The 22,009-nt window shown below is 57.1% G+C and carries 21 protein-coding genes and 1 tRNA gene; 5 read left to right on the forward strand and 17 right to left on the reverse strand.

The window, feature by feature from the left end; genetic code table 11:
* Positions 1-123 precede the first annotated feature (123 nt).
* The gene (gene putA / locus G392_RS0110560) at positions 124-3,735 is read right to left on the reverse strand and encodes a bifunctional proline dehydrogenase/L-glutamate gamma-semialdehyde dehydrogenase PutA (protein ID WP_027010180.1); all 3,612 of its coding nucleotides are present in this window, start codon (positions 3,733-3,735) and stop codon (positions 124-126) included.
* A 125-nt stretch (positions 3,736-3,860) separates the two neighbouring features.
* Positions 3,861-4,229 carry a hypothetical protein gene (locus G392_RS0110565; protein WP_211224372.1) on the reverse strand — a complete coding sequence of 123 codons (369 nt, stop codon included), beginning with the start codon at positions 4,227-4,229 and terminating at the stop codon, positions 3,861-3,863.
* A 156-nt stretch (positions 4,230-4,385) separates the two neighbouring features.
* On the opposite strand from G392_RS0110565, the gene yecR reads away from it, so the two are divergent.
* Both yecR and G392_RS0110575 read left to right on the forward strand, forming a co-directional pair.
* Positions 4,386-4,820, forward strand: a complete 435-nt coding sequence (gene yecR / locus G392_RS12850; protein WP_051255703.1) for a YecR family lipoprotein — start codon at positions 4,386-4,388, stop codon at positions 4,818-4,820.
* Between the two features lie 87 nt (positions 4,821-4,907).
* Entirely contained in the window at positions 4,908-5,126 is a 219-nt protein-coding gene (locus G392_RS0110575) for a hypothetical protein (RefSeq protein ID WP_027010182.1), read from the forward strand.
* A 243-nt stretch (positions 5,127-5,369) separates the two neighbouring features.
* On the opposite strand, the gene G392_RS0110580 is transcribed toward G392_RS0110575, so the two are convergent.
* The 12 genes from G392_RS0110580 to G392_RS13825 form a co-directional block, all read right to left on the reverse strand.
* On the reverse strand, positions 5,370-6,581 hold the full coding sequence (locus G392_RS0110580; RefSeq protein ID WP_156900923.1) for a multidrug effflux MFS transporter: 1,212 nt from the start codon (positions 6,579-6,581) through the stop codon (positions 5,370-5,372).
* A 52-nt stretch (positions 6,582-6,633) separates the two neighbouring features.
* Positions 6,634-6,710: transfer RNA gene (locus G392_RS0110585), tRNA-Pro, on the reverse strand.
* 47 nt (positions 6,711-6,757) lie between these two features.
* Positions 6,758-7,732, reverse strand: a complete 975-nt coding sequence (locus tag G392_RS0110590; RefSeq protein WP_027010184.1) for a pseudouridine synthase — start codon at positions 7,730-7,732, stop codon at positions 6,758-6,760.
* Between the two features lie 19 nt (positions 7,733-7,751).
* Positions 7,752-7,973 (reverse strand): DUF7336 domain-containing protein, encoded by a 222-nt coding sequence (locus G392_RS0110595; protein ID WP_027010185.1) that lies wholly within the window; start codon positions 7,971-7,973, stop codon positions 7,752-7,754.
* Complete coding sequence (scpB, locus tag G392_RS0110600) at positions 7,970-8,518, reverse strand: SMC-Scp complex subunit ScpB (protein ID WP_027010186.1); 549 nt, start codon at positions 8,516-8,518, stop codon at positions 7,970-7,972. Before scpB ends, G392_RS0110595 begins: the two co-directional genes overlap by 4 nt.
* A gap of 12 nt (positions 8,519-8,530) precedes the next feature.
* The gene (locus tag G392_RS0110605) at positions 8,531-9,196 is read right to left on the reverse strand and encodes a hypothetical protein (RefSeq protein WP_027010187.1); all 666 of its coding nucleotides are present in this window, start codon (positions 9,194-9,196) and stop codon (positions 8,531-8,533) included.
* Positions 9,197-9,379: 183 nt separating this feature from the next.
* Positions 9,380-10,228 carry a GIY-YIG nuclease family protein gene (locus G392_RS0110610; protein WP_027010188.1) on the reverse strand — a complete coding sequence of 283 codons (849 nt, stop codon included), beginning with the start codon at positions 10,226-10,228 and terminating at the stop codon, positions 9,380-9,382.
* On the reverse strand, positions 10,215-11,150 hold the full coding sequence (gene ylqF / locus G392_RS0110615; protein WP_027010189.1) for a ribosome biogenesis GTPase YlqF: 936 nt from the start codon (positions 11,148-11,150) through the stop codon (positions 10,215-10,217). The genes G392_RS0110610 and ylqF overlap by 14 nt, the downstream gene beginning before the upstream one ends.
* Before the next feature lie 218 nt (positions 11,151-11,368).
* Positions 11,369-11,761: a response regulator gene (locus tag G392_RS0110620; protein WP_027010190.1), complete on the reverse strand. Its 393-nt coding sequence runs from the start codon at positions 11,759-11,761 to the stop codon at positions 11,369-11,371.
* Between the two features lie 15 nt (positions 11,762-11,776).
* Positions 11,777-13,957 carry an ATP-binding protein gene (locus G392_RS0110625; RefSeq protein WP_027010191.1) on the reverse strand — a complete coding sequence of 727 codons (2,181 nt, stop codon included), beginning with the start codon at positions 13,955-13,957 and terminating at the stop codon, positions 11,777-11,779.
* Between the two features lie 28 nt (positions 13,958-13,985).
* Complete coding sequence (locus G392_RS12855; protein ID WP_084165987.1) at positions 13,986-15,038, reverse strand: galactose ABC transporter substrate-binding protein; 1,053 nt, start codon at positions 15,036-15,038, stop codon at positions 13,986-13,988.
* On the reverse strand, positions 15,038-15,181 hold the full coding sequence (locus G392_RS13825; protein ID WP_156900924.1) for a hypothetical protein: 144 nt from the start codon (positions 15,179-15,181) through the stop codon (positions 15,038-15,040). Before G392_RS13825 ends, G392_RS12855 begins: the two co-directional genes overlap by 1 nt.
* A 217-nt stretch (positions 15,182-15,398) precedes the next feature.
* On the opposite strand from G392_RS13825, the gene G392_RS0110640 reads away from it, so the two are divergent.
* Positions 15,399-17,024 (forward strand): CTP synthase, encoded by a 1,626-nt coding sequence (locus G392_RS0110640; protein WP_027010192.1) that lies wholly within the window; start codon positions 15,399-15,401, stop codon positions 17,022-17,024.
* Positions 17,025-17,245: 221 nt separating this feature from the next.
* On the opposite strand, the gene G392_RS0110650 is transcribed toward G392_RS0110640, so the two are convergent.
* Genes G392_RS0110650 through G392_RS0110660 form a run of 3 tightly spaced genes read right to left on the reverse strand, consistent with a single transcriptional unit; the run spans position 17,246 to position 20,062 of the window.
* Entirely contained in the window at positions 17,246-17,731 is a 486-nt protein-coding gene (locus G392_RS0110650) for a SixA phosphatase family protein (RefSeq protein ID WP_027010193.1), read from the reverse strand.
* A complete protein-coding gene (gene tadA / locus G392_RS12860) occupies positions 17,728-18,471 on the reverse strand; it encodes a tRNA adenosine(34) deaminase TadA (protein ID WP_051255712.1) in 744 nt (247 codons plus the stop codon). Before tadA ends, G392_RS0110650 begins: the two co-directional genes overlap by 4 nt.
* A 4-nt stretch (positions 18,472-18,475) precedes the next feature.
* Positions 18,476-20,062, reverse strand: coding sequence for an inorganic phosphate transporter (locus G392_RS0110660; protein ID WP_027010194.1), 1,587 nt, complete (start codon positions 20,060-20,062; stop codon positions 18,476-18,478).
* Between the two features lie 314 nt (positions 20,063-20,376).
* Here G392_RS0110660 and G392_RS0110665 point away from each other — a divergent pair, with 314 nt between their 5' ends.
* Both G392_RS0110665 and G392_RS0110670 read left to right on the forward strand, forming a co-directional pair.
* Positions 20,377-21,129, forward strand: coding sequence for a Nif3-like dinuclear metal center hexameric protein (locus tag G392_RS0110665; RefSeq protein ID WP_027010195.1), 753 nt, complete (start codon positions 20,377-20,379; stop codon positions 21,127-21,129).
* A gap of 112 nt (positions 21,130-21,241) precedes the next feature.
* Positions 21,242-21,892 carry a YiaD family glycine zipper/OmpA-like lipoprotein gene (locus G392_RS0110670; RefSeq protein WP_027010196.1) on the forward strand — a complete coding sequence of 217 codons (651 nt, stop codon included), beginning with the start codon at positions 21,242-21,244 and terminating at the stop codon, positions 21,890-21,892.
* The last annotated feature ends 117 nt before the right edge of the window (positions 21,893-22,009 follow it).

Consider the following 22,009-nt stretch of genomic DNA (forward strand, 5'->3'; position numbering starts at 1 on the left):
AATGGCGGTGAAAGGCGCGTATGGTAGCGCAATTTGCGGCGTGTGAACAATCGGATTGGCAAGCGTGCGTGCGGGCGCAAAAAAGCTGCCCGTGCGGGCAGCCTGTCATGATGGTGCGGGCAATCAGGCGCAAACGCCGTCTTCCGACATCGCCATCAGGCGGGCGTTGCCGCCTGCGGCGGCGGTGTTGGTGCTGGTGCTGTGTTCGTAAAACAGGGGCAGCACGTCCACGCCGTTTTGCGCGTCCGCAAGCCGCAGCAATGCGCCTTCGCGGGCGGCAAATTCGATTTTGCGCTCGGGCGGCAAGCCGTCCAGTGTCAGCACGCAGGCGGCGGTGTGTGCGGAATGCGGGTCGGTGGCAAGCAGCCCGTCCGCATCGGGGGCGAAGCGGGCGAGCGGGTGGTTGATGTCCACCACCGTTTGCATGCCGGAAAGTGCCAGCCAAATCAAGGCTTCCCATGCGCGTTCGCCCGCGCCGTCCGCCAGATACACCCGTGCGGGCGCGTGCCACGACAAGATGTTTTCCTCACCGGTGGGGCCGGGCAACAGGGATTGGGCGTGGCGCAGGGTGTGCAAACGCGCTTGCCCCAGCACCGCGCCGAGCCGCAAACGTGCCGCTTGGTCGAAGTCTTGGCGGGCGAGCAAGCGTTCCAACACGGTGGCGGCGCGGGTGTCTGCTTCACCGTGGCGGGTGAGCGCCGGCATCTGCCACGCGCCTTTGCTCAAGCGTTGCAGGTAAAACGGCCCGCCCGCTTTCGGGCCGGTGCCGGACAAGCCGTGTCCGCCGAAAGGCTGCACGCCCACCACCGCGCCGACAATATTGCGGTTCACATACAGATTGCCCGCCGCCAGACTGTCGCGCACAAACGCCACCGTTTCATCAATACGGCTGTGCACCCCGCCCGTGAGCGCGTAGCCTTTGGCGTTGATTTGGCGGATAAGCTGCGGCAGGTGTTCGCGGCGGTAACGCACCACGTGCAGCACCGGCCCGAACACTTCGCGTTGCAGTTGGTCCAGATTGTCCAACTCAAACAACACGGGCGCGACAAACGTGCCTTTGGCGGCGTGTTCGGGCAGCCTGATTTCGTGGAACGACTTCGCCACGCCTTTCATTTTATCAATATGCGCCAACAAATTGGCTTGTGCTTCCGCATCAATCACCGGCCCGATGTCGGTGTCCAAACGGCGCGGGTCGCCCACGCGCAACTCGTTCATCGCGCCCTTAATCATGGCAATCAGGCGGTCGGCGGCTTCCTCCTGCACGCACAACACCCGCAGCGCGGAACAGCGTTGCCCCGCGCTGTCAAAAGCCGAGTTCAGCACGTCGGCGCACACCTGCTCCGCCAACGCGCTGCTGTCGGCAATCAGCGCGTTTTGTCCGCCCGTTTCCGCAATCAGTACCGGCAAATCATCGCGTTGCGCCAAACTTTGGTTAATCAGCCGCGCCACTTCGGTGGAGCCGGTGAAAATCACGCCGTTGATGCGCGAATCCTGCGTGAGCGCCGCGCCCACGTCGCCCGCGCCGAGTACCAGTTGCAGGGCTTTGGCGGGAATGCCCGCTTCGTGCAGCAGTTGCACGGCGCGGTAGGCAATCAGGCAGCTTTGTTCGGCAGGTTTGGCAACCACGGTGTTGCCCGCCGCCAACGCCGCCACCACTTCGCCGACAAAAATCGCCAACGGGAAATTCCACGGGCTGACCGCCGCCACCGTGCCGATGGGGGCGCGTCCGGCGCAAGTGTTTTCCGCTTCGGCGGCGTAGTAACGGCAAAAATCCACCGCTTCGCGCACTTCCGCCACCGCATTCGGCAGGGTTTTGCCCGCTTCGCGCACCGCCAACATCATCAGTTCGGGCGCGTGCCGTTCCAGCAAGTCGGCAAAACGGCGCAAACATTCGGCACGCTCGGCGGCGGAAGTTTGCGCCCAATTTTTTTGCGCGGCACACGCCGAACCGACCACCGCCGCCACCGCGTCCGCCGTCAAAAACGCCGCCGTGCCGACCACATCGTCATGGTTGGCAGGATTCAACACATCGTGCGGCGCGGCGACATCGGCTTTTTTCAGGCGCGGCGACACCAAAGGCTTGGCGGCAACGCGGGTTTGCACGGCTTGGTTCAACGCCGTTTGCAGGGCGTGTAAATCCGCTTCGTTGCTGAAATCAAAGCCTTGCGAATTTTGTCGTGCTGCGCCGTATAAATCGCGGGGAAGCGGCACGGCAGCGTGCATGGCGCCGCCCGTTGCCCGCGCCGCTTCCACCGGCGAACGCAGCAGCGTGTCCAAATCGGTTCGCTCGTCCACAATCTGATTGACGAAAGATGAGTTTGCGCCGTTTTCCAGCAGTCGGCGCACCAAATACGCCAGCAGCGTTTCGTGCGTGCCGACAGGGGCGTAGACGCGCACGCGGCAGGTGTCGGCATCGACCACTTGGTCATAAAGGGTTTCGCCCATGCCGTACAGGCATTGAAATTCAAAATGTTTGCCTTTGCCCATTTGCGCCACCGTTGCCAAAGTCAGCGCGTTGTGGGTGGCAAACTGCGGATAAACCGCGTCTTGCGCGTCCAAGAGCTTGCGGGCGCACGCCAAATACGACACATCGGTGTGCGCCTTGCGGGTGTAAACGGGATAGCCGTCCAAACCGTCTGTTTGCGCCCATTTGATTTCGCTGTCCCAATACGCGCCTTTGACGAGGCGAATCATCAGTTTGCGCCCGTTGTGCCGCGCCAAGTCCACCAAGTAATCAATCACAAAGGGGGCGCGTTTCTGATACGCCTGCACCACGAAGCCGATGCCGTCAAAGCCCGCCAAGTCGGGGTCGGACAACAGTTTTTCCATCAAATCCAGCGACAGTTCCAAGCGGTTGGCTTCTTCGGCATCGATGTTTAAACCGATGTTGTAGGTTTTTGCCAAAACAAACAGTTGTTTCAGGCGCGGATAGAGTTCGTCCAACACGCGTTGGTGTTGGGCGCGGACGTAGCGCGGGTGAATGGCGGAGAGTTTGACGGAAATGCCGTTGCCCGCATACACGCCCGCGCCGGCAGCGTCTGTGCCGACGGCGTGAACGGCGTTGATGTAGTCTTGATAATAGCGTTCGGCATCGGCTTGGTTCATCGCCGCCTCGCCGAGCATGTCAAACGAGAAACGGTAGCCGCGCTGTTCGGCAGCTTTGCCGTTTTTCAAAGCAGCATCAATGGTTTCGCCGCTTACGAATTGTTTGCCGAGCAAGCGCATGGCGTAGTCCACCGCTTTGCGTATCAAGGGCATGCCGCCTTTGCCGAGCAAACGGTTCAGGCTGCCTGAAAGCGTGTCGGCGGCGGGGGCGGCGGTGAGTTTGCCGGTGAGCAGCAAGCCCCACGATGCGGCGTTCACAAACAGGGACGGGCTGTTGCCCAAATGCGCCGCCCAGTCGCCGCCGGAAAGTTTGTCGCGAATCAGCAGGTCGCGGGTGGCGGCATCGGGAATGCGCAACAAGGCTTCGGCAAGGCACATCAGTGCGATGCCTTCTTCGCCCGACAGGGCAAATTCGTGCATCAGCGCATCGACGCCGTTTGCCTTGCTGCGTGTGGCGCGGATTTCGCGCATCAGTGTGTGGGCGTGGTTGCGTGCCGCCTGTTCGTCTTCGGGCGGCAGCGCCGCCGTTTCCAGCAGTTCGGCAAGGGCTTGCGCTTCATCGCGGCGGTAGGCGGCGGTGACGGCGCGGCGCAGGGGAGGGGCATCATCGGCAAGGGCAAATCGGAACATGGTTTTACGGTCAAAAAGCGTTATCCAAACCCGATGATTTTAACAAATCCCCGCCGCAAACGCGAATGACGGGCAACAAAAAACCGCGCCGCAGAACGGTGGCGCGGCACGGCTTTTCACGCGCCTTATTGTGCTTGCAGCGATGCCAGCAAACCGCGCAGCAAATCGATTTCGCGCTGCTGTGCCGCCGTCAAGGCTTCGCACTGCTGCTGTTGCTGCCGCATGATTTCGCCTTGGTGCGCCAATTGCAGCTTCAGCGTTTCGATTTCGTGCAACAGGGCTTCTGCGCCGTTGTAATAAGTATGGTGGCTGGGGCTGTCCTTATTCATCAGGCACACCACGCTTTGTTTGACGTCTTTCAAGCGGTTGTTCCGTGCCAACAGCACCGCACCCGTGTCCACCGTCATCAAATCCGCCGCGTCCATGCCGAACACGGCGGCAATCTGTTGCAAACGCGGAATGTCCAAACGCCGTTTGCCGCACTTGATTTTCATTTTCATCATAGGGACATTTTGGGCGGGTAAGGGGGACAGTTTGTCTCTGGTGCTTTTTTGCGGCAATGGCTATGCTTGCAGATAAATTGTTTTTCTGTGGCAAGCATGGTTTCTTGCTTTTTCCCAAACCGATTGTGTGAATAAAGGATATGTGTGATGAAATGGAAAAAATACGGCTTTTTATTTGTGCCGACCGCTTTGATGCTGACTGCCTCCACGCCCGAACCGACCGATTGGCAAGCCATCGGCGGCAGCCGTGCGGACGGCATTGTGCGCGTGGCATACGAACAGCATTTCAAACAAAGGTTGTCGCGCAATGAAAAACAAGCACAAAACGTTGCCTACCACCGTTGCAAAGTGTGGGGCTATACGGGCGCGGAATCGTTTGGCGGCAACACGCGCACCTGCATCGACCGCCACCCCAAAGGCGTGTGCGTGGTGTGGCAGCACATACGCGAATACCAGTGTACCGACCACCACAACGATGCGCCCGCCGCCAAAAGCAAGGGCAGCCAAGACAACAAAGGCGGCATCATCATCAACTTGAGTCCGGTGAACAAAGTCAATCTGAACAATTCGGCGGACAAATAAGGGCTGCCGCCGTTTGGGGCGCAGAATATGCTTTCATTTTTATGCAGTAAAGGAATTTCAATGAATGTATTTTTCAAGAAAACAAGAATGTTCACATGGCTGGCGCTTGGGTGTTTGGCGGCATGCGCTTCCGAACCGTATTATTTTTGGGAAAAGCAGGGCGTGAGTCAGGCGAAAACCCGTGATGTGTTGGGCTTTTGCCGTCAGGACGTGGGCGCGGACAGGCTTGCCAAAGCGCAGGCGGAGAAGCTGGTGGGCTATTGTATGCGCTCGAAAGGTTTTGTGCTGAAACAAGGCTACCGTTAGGGCGTGTCATCAATTGACCAAGAAAACACGGCACCGCCATTCCCGCACAGGCGGGAAGCCAAGTCGAAGCACGACAAGACTTGATAAAATATGGCTTGCCAAGCATCGGGCAGTGGCTTTCCGTATTCGCAGAAATGACGGTGCAGGGATTTTTCGGTTAATTGGCGACACGCTCCGGTGCTTTGTTGAAGCAATCACGCCGTTTCCCCGCAGGAAACGGCGTTTTGGTATGCCGCGTCGTTATCAGCCGCGCCGCCACACCTGCGGCGACAGCAGCGACAACAACGCCAATCCCGACACCGTACACGCCAACATCATGCCGCCCATCACCTGTGCCGTGCCGTTGTGCAGCGTGGTGGCGAGCAGCGCCGCACCCGCGCCCGCCAACGATGCCGTTGCCAACAACAGCGCATTGGCACTACCGCCGTTTTCACGGAAAAATTCCATAAACAATGCCTGTGTGTTCGCCACCACAAAGCCCTGCGTGCCGACCGATACCATCGCACACGCCAACAAGCCCGCCGCAGACGGCAGCGCACCGCCCCACGTCATCGCCGCCAATGCCGTGTTTGCCGACAACTGCACGGCAATGCCCGTCAGCAAAATGCTTTCCGGCGGGCTGCCGCGCCGCAACCGCCATGCGGTGGTACGGTTAAACAGCGCCATCATGCCGATGTTGCCCGCAAACGCCCAAGCGTATTGGTGCGGGGTCAAGCCGTATAACTGCATGTACACAAACGGCGATTCCGTTAAGAATACCAGCATGGACGAAAACGAAGCCGCCTGAAAACACAAAAAACCCAAAGCCGGACGGGTTGCCAGCACGTTGCGGTAACGCGCCAGCACCACGCGCAAAATATCGCGGGTAAACGGCTCGGCGGTTTTGTGTTTCGGCAAAAAACGCACCAGTAAAGCGCACACCAACGCCGCATAAGCCAGCAAAAACACAAACACCAGCCGCCAGCCGCCCAAAGTTTGCAGCCCCGCGCCAATCATCGGCGCGAGCGAGGGCGCAGCCATCATGATGATGCCAATCAGCGCAAACATTTGCGCCGCTTCGCGCCCCTGATAATTGTCGCGCACCACCGCGCCGACCACCACCGATGCCATGCCCGCGCCCACCGCCTGCACCACCCGCAACAGCAAAAGCTGCGGCGCGGTTTGCACCAATACCAGCCCCGCGCTGCCGAGCATGTACACCGTCAAACCCGCCACCGCCAGATTTTTCCGCCCCTTGATGTCGGCGAGCGAACCGCCGAGCAATTGCCCGAATGCCACACCCAAAATAAAGCTGCCCAAACTTTTTTCAATATAATGAATGTCGGCGCGTAAATCCTGCGCGATTTGCGGCAGTGCGGGCAGATACGCGTCCACCGAAAACGGCATCACCGCCACCAGCATGGCGAGCAAAAACGCCATTTGGCGGTCGGAAAGCGGACGGGGCAGGTTGCTCATGGCTTTCTCCAAAAAAATCAGGCAGCCCAACAAATAAGGCTGCCTGAAAAATTGGTCGGAATGAGAGGATTCGAACCTCCGACCCCTTCGTCCCGAACGAAGTGCGCTACCGGACTGCGCTACATTCCGTAAAGATGCGTATTATACGGGCTGTTATCCGTTTTGACAAGACCTGTTTAGCGGCGGCGGCGCGAACCGGGCAATGCCATGTCCGCCCACTTCATCACGCCCGCCACTTCTGCCGGATTGAGTTCGTAAAACTGTCCGCGTTTCAAACGCTTGGGCAGCGCAATCGGCCCGAAGCCCACGCGCACCAAACGGCTGACGGTCAAACCGAAATGCTCAAAAATCCGCCGCACCTCGCGGTTGCGCCCCTCTTTAATCACCACATGATACCAACGGTTTGCGCCCTCGCCGCCCTGTTCGCGGATACGCGCCAAACGCGCTTCGCCGTCTTCCAGCATCACGCCTTCTTCGGTGAGTTGGCGCAGTTGCTCCGCGTCCAAACCGCCCAACACGCGCACGGCGTATTCGCGTTCCACTTCAAAACGCGGGTGGGCGAAACGCTGCACCAGCTCGCCGGAAGTGGTCAAAATCATCAGCCCGCAGGTGTTGATGTCCAGCCGCCCGATGGCGACCCAACGGCTGCTCGCCGCCTGCGGCAAACGGTCAAACACGCTCACGCGCCCTTGTGGGTCATCGCGGGAAACGATTTCGCCTTCCTGTTTGTAATACAAGATGATGCGCGGCAAACGGTCGGGCCATTTCAGCTTAATCGCGCTGCCTTTTACCGTTACTTGGTCATCGGGCGACACTTTGTCGCCCAGCGATGCGGTGCGCCCGTTGACGGCGACCCAGCCGTTTTCAATCCACGCTTCCATTTCGCGGCGCGAACCGACACCCGAAGCCGCCAGAGCTTTTTGCAGGCGCACGGGTTCCATGCGCGACAAATCGCCGCGTTGTTCGCGCAAGTCGCGGGAACGGTTTTGGATTTTTTGGTTCGGCGCGCGCACGGCGAGTTTTTTGGCGCGGGTGGTGCGGGTTTTCGGCGCGGCGGTTTCGGGACGCGGCGCGGCGGCAGACGGGCGGCGGGCGGATTTTTTGCCGCCGCCGTCCCGAAATTCGCGTTTGGTTTTGATTTTGTTTTTCATTGTATTGATTTGTTTGGATTTAAGATGGGTCGCCGAAACCTTCCTGCCAATGGATTTTGTTCAATTCGTATTCGTCAATGTGAAAACCATCGGGATAATCGCGGAAGCCCGGTTGCGACAACAACGCGGTTTTGGCAGCTTCGGCGGCGGCGATATCGGTGAACACGCCTATCATTTTAACATCTTCATAATAATCGTCTTCTTCGGGACGGACATGATGCAAGACGTAAACGCTGTTCATGTATCGGTTTCCTCATCTGAAAAGACTGCGCCCAAATCGGCAAGCGGCGGCAGTTCGTCCAAGCCGTTCAAGCCGAAATCGCTTAAAAACGCGGCGGTGGTCGCCCACAAAGTCGGTTTGCCGATGCTGTCGCGCTGCCCTGCGGCGGCAATCCAGCCGCGTTCCTGCAAGACCTGCATCACGTTCTGCGACACGGACACGCCGCGCACGGCTTCAATGTCGCCGCGCGTAACCGGTTGTTTATACGCAATCACCGCCAAAGTTTCCAACACGGCGCGGGAATAACGCGGCGGACGCTGCTGCTGCCATTGTCCCAATCGGGAAAAAGCCTCCGCGCACACTCGGAAACGCCAGCCTGCCGCCGTTTGCTCCAAGGTTAAGGCACGGTTTTGCCAATGTTTTTGCAAATCGTGCAGATGCGCCCGCACTGCTTCCCGCGACAAGGGCGGTTCGCACAGGCGGCACAAGGCGGCTTCGCCAAGCGGTTCGGCACTGGTAAGCAAGGCGGCTTCCAGCAGCAGGGGCGGCGGCAACGGCATGTTCAGGCAGCCTGAAAATCAACGCCGTCTGCGCCCGCCACCGAAGCGGCTGCCGGACGGTTTTTGATGATTGCTGTAGCCCTGCTGGGTTTGGCGGTATTGCTGCTGCGCGGGCTGGGCGGCGCGTTGGTCGGGCGACTGCTGCTGCGCGGGCGCGTTGGCAGGTACGAAAGGCTTGTTTTGCGGCGCGGTGGCGGCAGGTTTCGGCGGCGGAATTTGGCTGGGGTGTTTCGCCTGATAGTCTTTGTGGACGCGCTCCACGGCGGCGGTGGGTTTGGGCGCGGGTTCGTATTTGTTTTTATTCATGGCGTTGGCCGCCAAATAGCCCGCCGCCGCACCGAGTGCGCCATACAGCAGCCAACTGCCGGTGTCGGGGTCAAACGTGTATTGCTGGCCGTCCTTGCCCTGCACCACTTCGCCCGCTTTGGCGGCTGCCTGTGCTTCTTTGGGAATGGTGTTCGCCACTTCCGAAGCGGCAAGCTGGTACACCTGCGCCGCGCCGGAAGCGGCTTGTGCGCCAGCGTTTTGCACTTCGTTTTGCAGGCGTTTGATTTCGGCTTCTTGTTTTAGCAATTCAATTTTTTTATTGTTTTCCTGAATTTGCTTGTCTTGTTCGTTTTGACCGCCGCCGCAGGCAGCCAGCGCCAGCAGCGTTGCTGCTGCCGTCAGAGAGAGTTTGTTCATTGTGTTTCCTTAATTGATGTTGGTTGCAAATCTAAAGTCCGTTTGTCGTGCCGGAACGTTTTTTATCCGCCAAACAAGGCGGAAAACTGCGTCAATACTGCACGGAAAAGAGAATATGCAGCCCCATTCGGCATCATTGCCGCAAACCGAGCGGAAACATCATTGTAGCGGAAATCCCACGCTTTAGGGGTTTTGTGCAATATATTCGTTCAATTTTGCGACCGCATTATAATGATGAAAACGCGCATAAACACTCGTCTTATCGCGGTCTTTCAAATCAAACAGCGCATCGTGCCAATAAGCAATCAAAGCGCGGCGCACGCCGGGCAAGTGCAAAAATTCGGCAGCCGTTGCAAAGTCGCCGACAAAGTGTACGCATACCGCACGCGGCCAAGCGGTTTGATAATGTGCCGCCACCGTTTTGCCGCCGTGTGCTGCCAACCAAACCGCCACTTCGTCAAAATCCAAAATCAAACAGTCGGTTAAAATCATGTGTTCGGTCGGACGGCTTTTGCGGTTCAATGTGGCAAATGCCACCTCATGCGGGCCGATGTTCAGCGTAAAATAACGCCCTCCCTCCGTTGCCGGAAACAAAACAAACGTCCAAGCGCCCTGATATGCCAGCCAATGCGTCAAGCCCGCAAACACAAACAATTGCTGCAGATAATCGCGAAACGGCGCATCGTAAAACATACGGTCTACTTTGGGCTTGCCGATAATTTCATCTTCATCAACGGCATGAAAAGCATCTGATGCTTCTTTCAGGCTGATGCGGAACAGCTCTTTTTGATGGGGCAGCCGCGTATTCAAACGGCTGCGGAACGCATAATGCAAACTGCGTTTTACCTTGCGCCAGTTGCGCACTTGGCGAAAATCCGCCAACTCCCACTTGCCCCAGTGCTTGTACGGCTCGCTGTGGTTGATTTCTTTCAGACGTTTAAACGGCGGATAGTCGCTGCCACCGATTTTCAAGCTGTCGCAGTTTGGCGAAACCAAAACATAAACATAGCCTTGTGTATCAGTTGCCACCATTTCCCTTTCGCGCCGCTTTTTTCGCTTCGCGTTCGGCTTTCAATTCCGCCTCGCGCCGTTGCGCCGTTTTCAGCCAGCCTGCCCATTGCTGCGGCGTTTCCAGCGTGATGCGCCCGATGTGTCCGCCGCGAAAATCCACCAACACCCGTTCCGCCGCTTTCTGATAATTCACCCGTCCGCCACCGAGCAGCGCACCGCATTTTTGCGCCACCCATTCCAGCCACGCCACATCGTCCCAATGGCTGCTCGGGTCTTTGTCGGCGGCATAACGCGCCTGCAAAAGCGGCAGATAATGACGGCGCAAATAATCCAGCAACACCAAAGCCACTTCCTCTTCGTCCAGCGCATTGCGCCCCACCGCGCCGCTTGCCGCCAAATTATAACCACCTTGTTCCACAATGATTTTCGGCCACAACATTCCGGGCGTGTCGTACAGCCAGAAATCATCGGCGAGAAACAAACGCTGTTCCGCTTTGGTAATGCCCGGTTCGTTACCGGTTTTGGCGGATTTTTTGCCAATCATACCGTTGATTAAAGTGGATTTTCCCACATTCGGAATCCCGCAAATCAACACCCGCAACGGCTTGTCCAAACCACTGCGCTGCGGCAGCAGCTCGCGGCAGGTGCGACTGATTTTGGCGGCTGCCTGATTGTCGGACGCGTCCAAAGCCAAAGCGCGGGTTTGCGCCTGCGCCTGATAATGCGCCAGCCACAATGCCGTGCGCTCCGGGTCGGCAAGGTCTTGTTTGTTGAGAATATTCAGCTTCGGCTTGCCGCGTGCAAGCTGCGCCAGCAGGGGATTGCTGCTGGAAGCGGGCAAACGCGCGTCCAGCATTTCAATCACCATATCAATGTTTTTCATGCGTTCGGCGATGGCCTTTTTCGCCTTGTTCATGTGTCCGGGAAACCATTGAATCGCCATAATGTTTTACCAAGCAAAAAAATGCGCATACCCGATTACGGATATGCGCCAAGTCTACAAAGGAGAAATAGAGGAGAAATATCCCGCCGCATCACTGCAACGGAACGCAGCCATTATGCGGCATTTGGCGCAAAGGTGTCAAATCAAGATTTGCCCCATTTGTATTATTTTTTTATAAGAAACATCAAGATTTGTTAAACCGAAGCCGTCATGCGCCCTCAGCCCTTGCCCGTTTGCTTCATGCGCTGATGATTTTGCAGCAATTTGGTAAACGCCAAAATCAATTGCTCTTCGGTAAACGGCTTGCAGATAAATCCGCGCGCGCCGTATTGCAAGGCACGCAAGCCCGTTTGGCGGTCGGACAGCGCCGACACCACCAAAATGCTCACGTCCGAGCTCAACGCCCTGATGCGCTTGATGCACTCCAAACCGTCTACTTTGGGCATGGTCAAATCCATGGTAATCAAATCGGGGCGGTGCTGCATGAACAGCTCTACGGCTTCTTCGCCGTTGGACGCTGTGGCCACCACTTCAATTTGCATGCCTTCCATGCTGCGTTCAATACGGTTGCGGATGATGTTTGAATCGTCCACAATCATCAGTTTAGCCATATTTGTTGCCCCGTATTATGGTTTTGCCTTCGGAAACTTGATGCTGAAGCGGGTGTATTGGTGTTTGGCAGTGGCGATATTCATCTTGCCGCCCATCTGATGCACGGTTTCTTTGATGATGCCCATGCCCACACCTTTGCCGGCATCTTCGCCCGCTTCTTCAACGGTGGAGAAACCGTCGCCCAACATCAGCACCAGCAGTTGGTTTTTGCTCAAATTCGCCGCTTGTTCTTCGGTGTATTGGCCGTTTGCCACCGCTTTGGCGCGAATCGCGTCAAAATCAATGCCGTTGCCGTCGTCTTCTGCCACCAAAACCAGATGTTTTTTGTCTTTGTCTTCGCTGATGCTCAGCTTCAGGCGTCCGATTTCCGATTTTTTGCGGGCTTGGCGCACATCGGGCGTTTCGATGCCGTGAATCACCGCATTGCGCAAAATCTGCATGGCAATGTCCTGCACGGCCTGCCATTGTTTGCCCGTTACCCCGTTTTCGCGGTCGAAGCCCTGCACCAGCAAGGAAACTTTTTTGCCCGAGCGTTCGGCGATGTCGGCAACAAAACGTTGCAAATGCAGCGATTGGGCGTGGGCAAACTGCACCGAAGCGGGCGCGTTGGCGAGCAGTTTTTCTTTCAGGCGTTTGTCTTGGTTGCCTTGGCTGCGGTTCAGACGCTCGCTGTAGTTGTCCAAAATGTCCACCAAGCGGTACAAATCCTCCAGCAGCACCACCATGCCCAAAAAGTCCTGACCGCTCAGGCTGCTTTGGCGGCGCAGCAGGGTTAGGGTGTCTTCCACCGTTTCGCAGATGTCCACCATGCGGTTCAGGTGCAGGGCGGAAGCTTCGCCTTTGATGCTGTGGATGCCGCGCCCGATGTAATTGACTTTGCTCTTCAGCTCCATTTGTCCGGTTTCGGGCGATTTGAGTACGGTGTTGATTTCTTCCAAACGCTCTTTGCTGACGCGGATGAAGTTGTCCAACACCATGCCGTCGGTGTTCAAAATGGTGTTGAGCATTTCCAGTTCGCGTTTTTCCTGCTCTTTTTGCGCTTCCAAGCTCGATTGCAGCATCACGGTTTCGGTGCTGTCCACCACGTTTACCAAAACGCGTTCGATGGTGCCGTTGTTGGTTACGCGGAAAAATTTGAAATCCAAATATTTCGGCACGGTTTCGCCTTCGGGAACGAATGCGATGCGGTGCAGGGGGTTGAGGTCTTCAATCAGGTCTTCGACCACCCAGTCGCTGTAAAGCTGTTCGACAAAAATCCGTGTGGTTTCCAAGTCGCTTTCGGGAACGAGTCCGGAAATCACGTCGAGAAAGTTTTTGCCGCCGATGTCTTTCTGCCCCAAGATTTCTTCCAAGCGTGCGGAATATTCGTGTCCGATGGAAAATTCTTTGTCGAGCAAAAACAAGCCTTCGCGCACGGACGACATGATTTCGCCCATTTCGCGGTTGGCGATTTCGAGCAGTTCGTCGCTTTCTGCCAAGCGGCGCAGCGCCCCGAAGACGATGAGTCCGAACAGGGCAAATGCCAAGACGATGCCGAATAATTGAAACCGCTCCCATGTGGTGGTTTCTTTGGCGATTTTTTCGTGCAGTACTTCGGTCAGATGCCCCGCTTCGGTCAGCAGTGCTTGGTTGTACAGGCGGGTGTATTCGACCAGATAGTTACTGGTTTGGGCGTTGAGGTAGCCTGCGCCGATGTCTTGCAGGTAGTTGTCGAGCAAGCCCAGATAGGGTGTCCAGTAGGTATCGAGCTTGTCGATGTAGCCGCGCATTTTCGGGTCTTGGCTCAGGTCGCTGCCGATGTGGGCGGACGTGCCGTTGGGCATGTGGATTTGTCCGCCGTTTTGCAGGGTTTGCAGGGCTTGTTGGAATTGGTCGCGGTATTGTTTGATTTCGCTGATGCGGTACAGGACTTCTTGGGGCAGTGCCGCCGTTGCCACGCGTCCGTCCGCAGTGGGGTTGGCGGCGAGCGCTTCTGCCAGATACAGGTCGGTGTCCATCAGGTTTTTGGACATTTGCTGTACCAATACGCCCTGACGGGCGGTGGCGTCGATGATGAGGGCGTGGTTGGTGAAGTAGCGGGTGGCGAAAAAGCTGAACACCAGCAAGACGACGTTCAGTGCCAAGAATATGCCGATAAGCAACACCAAGGCACGGTATTTTTTGATGCTGCGGTTGAAAAAACGGCTGTTAAACATAACAGTGGCCCTTTGGTTTTTGTATCAATCATTGCGGCAGGAATTGGGCGATGTTGTCGGCATCGATTTCCTGATAGGGGATTTTGACCACGCGGTATTCCATGTTGTGTCCGATGCCTGCCGATGCGTCTTTGCCGGCGGCAAGGTTGGCGCCCATGCGCAAGGCGGTACGCGCCTGTTCGCGGTAGTCGTTGAACACGGTGGCGGTCAGATGCCCCGCCTGCATGGCGCGAAGTGCCGGCTCCGAGCCGTCAATGCCGAATACGGGTAGGGAAATATTGTTTTCTTTCAAAACATTGATTGCGCCCAATGCCATGCTGTCGTTGTTGGCGAGCAATACTTCCACGCCGGCAAAGGCGGGGGATTTGACCCATTCGCCCACCACTTCTTCGGCTTTTTGGAAGTTGAACATGGCGGTTTCCTGAAACAGTTTTTGCACGGGAACGCCGAGCTTGGGGTAGTGTTCCATCGTGCCGACCGACCATTTTGTCCGTGCCATCGCGCCTTCGTGTCCGGGCGTGCCTTCGAGCATGGCGTATTGAATCACGCCGTCGCCGTTTTTGTCCCATTTGGGATTGGCCTTCCAGCCTTTGAGGACTTGGCGTCCCTGCAAAATGCCCGCTTGTACCGAGTCGCCTTCAACCATATAGGCTTGCGGGCAGGAGGCAAGGGGGCGTTTGCCGGGGTGGTGGTCGATGTACACCACCGGTATTTTGCGTTTGCACATGGTTTGCAAAAACACGGGGCCTTGCGCCACTTCCGCCAGATTGACCACCAGTGCTTTTGCCTGTTTGTCGAGCATGCCGTCCAGTTGGGTGTTTTGCAGTGCTTGGTTGTTGCGGGCGCTGTCGAGCATCAGGGTGAGGTTGGGCTGCTGTTTGGCGGTTTCTTCCAGCGATTGGTACATGCCTTTGAAAAAGGGATTGCTTTCGATGCTGCTGACCGATGCGCCGACCACCGCCGCAGGAAAGGGGCTGCCGGTATCGCGGTTGTCTGCGTGCGGGCCGCCGCCGCAACCGGCTGCGGCGAGTACCGCGCACACGCCCGCGAAGTAGTGCAATGGGTTTTTGTGTCCGTTCATCAAAATTCCTTTTCGGTTTGAAATTCGGTTTGTGGGGCGCTGCCGTGTGCGCGGCGGCGTCCGTTGGCGCGTGATTGCTCGGATTCGGGCGGGGGGGGCTGCCCGTCCGCTTCGGCGTGTGCCGGCAAACGGCAAGGGCGCATGCGGATTTTCAAACAGGCAGATGAAAATCATTTGCCGCGCATTATAATCCCAATCTTGGGTTTGTGCCAAGTTTTGTTAAAGAATACAATCACAAACACTTTGTATTTAACGTTTTTTTACGCTTGGGCGCGGCGGGGGCGGCAAGGCTGGGGGCGAACCCTTTTGCCCGCACCGTTTTTCGGCTAAAATCGCGCATTCCAATTCAAGTTTTACATCATGACCAAGTTTATTTTCGTAACCGGCGGCGTTGTGTCTTCTTTGGGGAAAGGCATCGCCGCCGCTTCCATTGCCGCCATTTTGGAATCGCGCGGGCTGAACGTAACCATGCTCAAGCTCGACCCCTACATCAACGTAGACCCCGGCACGATGAGCCCGTTTCAGCACGGCGAAGTGTTCGTAACCGCAGACGGTGCGGAAACCGATTTGGATTTGGGGCATTACGAACGTTTTATCAACGCCACTTTGAGCCGCCGCAACAGTTTCAGCGCGGGGCAGGTTTATGAAAACGTCATCGCCAAAGAACGGCGCGGCGATTATTTGGGCGGCACAGTGCAGGTGATTCCGCACATCACCGATGAAATCAAACGCCGCATTCACGAAGGCGCGGCAGGCACGGACGTGGCGATTGTGGAAATCGGCGGCACGGTGGGCGACATCGAATCGCTGCCGTTTTTGGAAGCGATTCGGCAGATGCGTTCGCAACTGGGGCGCACCAACTCCTTGTTTGTGCATTTGAGTTATGTGCCGTTTATCAAAGCGGCGGGCGAAATCAAAACCAAGCCCACGCAACACTCCGTGAAAGAACTGCGCGAAATCGGCATTCAGCCCGATGTGTTGATTTGCCGCATGGACAGGGTGCTGCCCGAAGAGGAAAAACGCAAAATCGCCCTGTTTTGCAATGTGGAGGAACGCGCCGTTATCGGCTGCTACGATGCAAACAGCATTTACGAAATCCCCGAAATGCTGCATGCTCAAGGCATTGACGCGATTTTGTGCGAGCAACTGCAATTAACCGTGCGCCAAGCCGATTTGACCGAATGGAAAAAAATCGTGTATGCCGTGCAAAATCCGCAGCACGCCGTCAAAATCGCCATGGTGGGCAAATATGTGGACTTGACCGAGTCTTACAAATCGCTCACCGAAGCCCTGAAACACGCGGGCATTCACACGCAAACCGATGTTCAAATTACTTATATTGACAGCGAAACCATCGAGCAGAACGGCGCAGGCTGCCTGAAAGAATTTGATGCCGTATTGGTGCCGGGCGGTTTCGGCTTGCGCGGCGTGGAAGGCAAAATCGCCGCAGCCCGTTATGCGCGTGAAAACCGCGTGCCGTATTTAGGCATTTGTTTGGGCATGCAAATCGCGCTGATTGAATACGCCCGCCACGTTGCCGGACTGGACGGCGCGAACTCCACCGAGTTTGACCCGAAAACGCCCGCGCCGGTGGTCGCGCTGATTGACGAGTGGCAAACGGCGGACGGCGAAGTGGAGCAACGGGACGAACACGCCGATTTGGGCGGCACCATGCGTTTGGGCGCACAAGAAGTTGAATTAAAAGAAAACAGCTTGGCAGCCAAAATCTACGGCAGCACCCGCATCAGCGAACGCCACCGCCACCGCTACGAAGTAAACAACGGCTTCGTGCCGCAACTGGAAGCGGCGGGTTTGACGGTGGGCGGCGTGTCGGCGGGGCGCGAGCGTTTGGTGGAATGCATTGAAATTGCGGAACATCCGTGGTTTTTCGCCTGCCAGTTCCACCCCGAATTCACCTCCACGCCGCGCAAGGGACACCCGCTTTTCAGCGCGTTTGTGAAAGCGGCGCAAACGCAGCAGCGTTAATCCGTCACAACAAACCGTGTTCCGTTGGGGGAACACGGTTTTTTTAGGGCGTGTCATCATTTGACCGAAGAAACGCTGCGCCGTCATTCCCGCGAATGCGGGAATCCACTGCCTGATGTTTGTGAAGCGATGTTTTATCAACGCTTTTTGAAATTGGTTTTGGATTCCCGCCTGTGCGGGCATGACGGTGTGGCGTTTTTTCAGGCAATTGACGATGTGCCTTAATCTGCCAAGTCTGCCGGCGACATCACCAATTTCAGTTTGGCACGGAAGCTGCCGTCTGCTTCGGGGCGCACTTGAAACCACCAAAACGCGCCTTTTTTCACCGACCAGATGTTTTGCTGCGCCCAGTTGCCGTTGAGCAAAAACGCGCACAGTTGTCCGAGCCATGGCTGGTGTCCGACCAAAACGACGTGGCTGTGTCCGCGCAAGTTGTTGAGTATGCGGGCAAGGCTGCGGGCGTCGATGTCGGGGTTGAGCGCGGGCATGATGTGGTATGCCGTGCCGAGACTGTCGGCGGTTTGCTGGCTGCGGGTGGCTTGCGAAGCGAAGACGCGGGCATCGGCAGGCAGTTTGGCGCGCAGGTAGGCGGCGGCTTTTTTGGCTTGTTTGTGTCCTTTGCGGGTGAGTTTGCGCGGCAGGTCGCGCCCTTGTGCTTTGGCTTCTTCGGCTTCGGCGTGCCGCCATAAAATCAGGTTGAAGGTCATGGGGTTGGCTCCGTTGGGTTGGGTTCGGGCGGTGGGGTGTGGCGGCGTTGGCGGAAAAAGCCGCGCATCAGTTCTTGGGCTTGTGCCGCCAGTACGCCGCCGAGTACCGCCGTGTGGGGGTTGTGTTTTTTTTGGGCGAACAGGTCGCAAACGCTGCCCGCCGCGCCGCTTTTGGGTTCGGCGGCGGCGTAGATGACGCGGCGCACGCGTGCCTGTATCAGGGCGGCGGCGCACATCAGGCAGGGTTCGAGGGTGATGTACACGTCGCAGTCGCATAGGCGGTAGTTTTGCAGGACGTGTCCGGCTTTTTTCAGGGCGCGGATTTCGGCATGGGCGCAAACGCTGTGTTCGGCGATGCAGGCGTTGCCCGCCGCCGCAAGGGGTTGTCCGTTGCACACCACCACCGCGCCTACGGGAATTTCGCCCGCCGCGCCCGCACGTTTGGCTTCGGCAAGGGCAACGCGCATCCAGCGTTCCATTTCGTTTTGCGGGGGAAATACGGCTACGGGCGGGCATTGTTGCAAGCGTGCCTGCCAGCTTGCGCGGGCGGCGGGGGTGAGGGCTGTGCCTTCTGCCAGTTGTGCCATTTGCCAAAACACGCGCATGGTGATGCCGCCTTGCTGTTTGAGCAGCAAAAACACGCGGCAGGGGTCGGCAAGGCGCAAATCTTCAACGGTGTGAATGCCCAGCGCGTTCAGTGCCGACACCGTTTTCGGCGGCAGGGGCGGGGTGGTGAGCAACATATCAGCCGAAAATGCCGCGCAGGACAAAAAACACCGCCACCGACAACAGCGATGCCGCCGGCAGGGTAACCACCCATGCCAAACCGATGGGCTTCATCATGCGCCAGTTGGCATTGCCGTTGACCAAGCCGATGCCCAGCACCGCGCCGACCAGAATATGCGTGCTGGACACGGGCAAGCCCATCACCGAAGCCGCCATCACCACCGTTGCCGCCGCCAATTCCGCCGTAAAGCCCGAAGACGGGTGCAGCTCCGCCAAGCCTTTGCCCACCGTTTGAATCACTTCCTTGCCGATAAACCACAAGCCCACCACCAGTGCCACGCCGAAGGTCAGCATCGCCACCGGCGGAATCGATGCCGTTGCGCCGATGTCGCCGGTACGCAGCACGTCCATAATCGCTGCGAAGGGCCCGATGGCATTGGCGATGTCGTTTGCGCCGTGACTGAAGGCAAACCCCGCCGCCGTAAATACCTGCATCCATGAAAACATCAGCAGGGTGGATTTGGTGATGTCGCGCCGTTTGAGCGTTTTGGCGTAGATGAAGGTTGCCAGCCAGATAAACGCGCCCACCATCAGGATAATCAGCGTGTTGGTGAGCATGCTCATGCCCAGTTTCAAATTGCTCAAGCCTTTGAACAGCAGCATGGAGGTAATCATCATGCCCGCCACGCAGGAAATCCACGGCACCCATGAACGCAGGGCTTTGTAGATGGGCAGGGAGGCTTTGGCGCGGTCGTGGGGGTATAAGCCGCGATAATATTCGGATTCCAATTCGTTCGGGTCGCAATCGGCTTTGTCGTAGATTTCCGCATCGCGCACCATTGCGGCGGTTTCGCGGGCTTTCACATCAGGGTCTAATTTTTCAAAATCGTTTTTGTATCGGTCTTTATATTCTTTTTTCTTGGCTTTGATTGTGGCAATCTTTTTTTCCATGTCGTCGTTGTAATCCAAGATGTTCTTCTTGACCAACGAAAACAGAAAGTACGACACCGCCCCGCCCAACACGGGCGACAGCACCCACGATGAAACAATCGCGCCGATTTTGTTCCATTTGACCAAATCGGTGGCGCTGCCCCCGTTGCCCGAGAGCAGAACGCCCAATGCCAGCGAGCTGCCGACAATGCCGCCGATAATCGAATGGGTGGTGGAAACGGGCAAACCTTTGTAGGTGGCAAACAGCAGCCACAATGCCGCCGCCAGCAGCGCCGACATCATGATGAACACCAAATCCAAAGGCTGCATGGGCAGGGCGTTGAGATTGACGATGCCGCTTCTGATGGTGGCGGTAACTTCCCCGCCCGCCAGCACCGCGCCGCTCACTTCAAACACCGCCGCCACAATCAGCGCTTGCGGCACGGTCAGCGTGCCGGCGCCCACCGAAGTGCCGAAAGAATTGGCGACATCGTTGCCGCCGATGTTGAACGCCATAAACACACCGAATAAAGTTGCCAGCAAAAACAGCATGGTGTGATTGTATTGGGTATAATCCAAGCCCCAATAAACAAAATAGCCGACCATTCCGACCAGCATCAGCGCGAAAGCCGTATTGATTTTACGCATCGACGCGGCAGGTGAATCCGGTAACATAAAATTTTCCTTGCAGTTGAGAAAAGAAAAGGTGCGACAGGTCAAGCAGATGCGGACACCGTGCCTGACGGCGTAAAAAAAGTGCCCATGCAAACAAAGATGCAAAGCGGCACAAGATGGTTTGGGTGTTCCACATAAGAAATCAAATGCGACGGGTGCGGCAAAAACCGCCTGATTTTGGTAAACTCGCCCGCTTTGCGGATTCGTGTTTGCCACCTGAAAACATTATAACCAAAGGCAAGTTTTTATAAAAGTGCAAAACCGCCGCTTTTTAAACGCTGCCAATAGCAGATTGAAACCCTGAAGGAAATTTTATGACCCCACGCCAAGAAATTTTGCGGCACTGCGACACGCTGCTGCAAACCGCCCAGTTTAAAGATTACGCCCCCAACGGCCTGCAAGTGGAAGGCACGGAAACGGTCGGCAAAATCGTTACCGCCGTTACCGCCAGCCGCGCCGCGATTGAACACGCCGCCGCACACAACGCACAGATGCTGCTGGTGCATCACGGCTTGTTTTGGAAAAGCGAACCGCTTACCGTAACGGGCTGGAAAAAACAGCGCATTGCCAAGCTGTTGGCGCACGACATCAATTTGGCGGGCTACCACCTGCCGCTCGATGCCCACCCCGAGTTGGGCAACAACGCGCAACTGGCGCAGCGTTTGGGCTGGACGTTGGAGGCGCAGTTTGGCGAGCAAAACCTGCTCAACGCAGGTGCGTTGCCCGACAGCCAAAGCACTTTGCCCGCGCTGGCTGCCGCATTGGAACAGGTGTTGGGGCGCGCGCCCACCGTGGTCGGCTGCCCGAATGCAACGCGCCGCCGCATCGTGTGGTGTACGGGTGGGGCGCAGGGTTTTTTCCAAGCGGCGATTGATGCGGGCGCGGACGTGTACCTCACCGGTGAGATTTCCGAAGCGCAATACCATCTTGCCAATGAAACGGGCGTGGCATTCGTGTCGGCGGGGCATCATGCCACCGAACGCTACGGCATTCAGGCTTTGGGTGCGGCACTGGCGGCGCACTTCGGCGTGGAATGCGTGTTTTTTGACGAAAACAATCCCGCATAGCGTGTAAAAAAAACGTCAATTTTTCCAATTGCCGCAACAGTTACGCTATAGTGCGTTTTTGGGCGGGAAAATGTTTCCCGTTGTGTCTTTTTTTGATTTGAGGAATAGCAAAATGAAATTGTTTCAATCGGTCACTGCCGTTGCCCTTGCCGCCGCTTTGGGTTTGAGCGGCTGCGTAACCAATCCGCACACCGGACAGAGCCAAGTCAGCAAAACCGCCGCTTACGGCGTGGGCGCTGCCGTAACCTGCGGCATCATCGGCGCCATCACGCACGGCAGCAAAGGCGCGCGCAACTCTGCGGCCGCTTGCGGCGCGGTGGGCGCGGGCGTGGGCGGCTACATGGATTACCAAGAGAAAAAACTGCGCGAATCGCTGGCGAACACCGGCGTGGAAGTGGCGCGTGAGGGCAACCAAATCAAATTGACCATGCCGGAAAATGTTACTTTTGCCACCGGCCGTTACGACTTGTCGCCGCAAGCGCAAATGTCGCTCGACCGCGCCGCGCAAACTTTGGCGATGTACACCGACACCACTTTGAGCATCATCGGACACACCGACAGCACCGGCAACGATGAAATCAACAATCCCTTGTCGCACAACCGTGCCAATGCGGTGGCGCAATACCTGAACAGTCGCGGCGTGGCGGCGAACCGCTTGAGCGTGGCGGGTCGCGGCTCTTACCAGCCGATTGCTTCCAACGCCACACCCGAAGGACGGGCGCAAAACCGCCGCGTGGAAATTTTGATTAACCCGAAAACTTAAAACATCGTCCGTCTTTGGCAACCAAAGGCGGACGGGTTCAGGCAGCCTGAAACGCATCAACAAAACGCCGCAATGCAACAGCATTGCGGCGTTGTTTATTGGTTTATCCGAATACGC

The organism is Conchiformibius kuhniae DSM 17694 (genome assembly GCF_000428785.1).
In the GTDB taxonomy this organism is placed as follows: domain Bacteria; phylum Pseudomonadota; class Gammaproteobacteria; order Burkholderiales; family Neisseriaceae; genus Conchiformibius; species Conchiformibius kuhniae.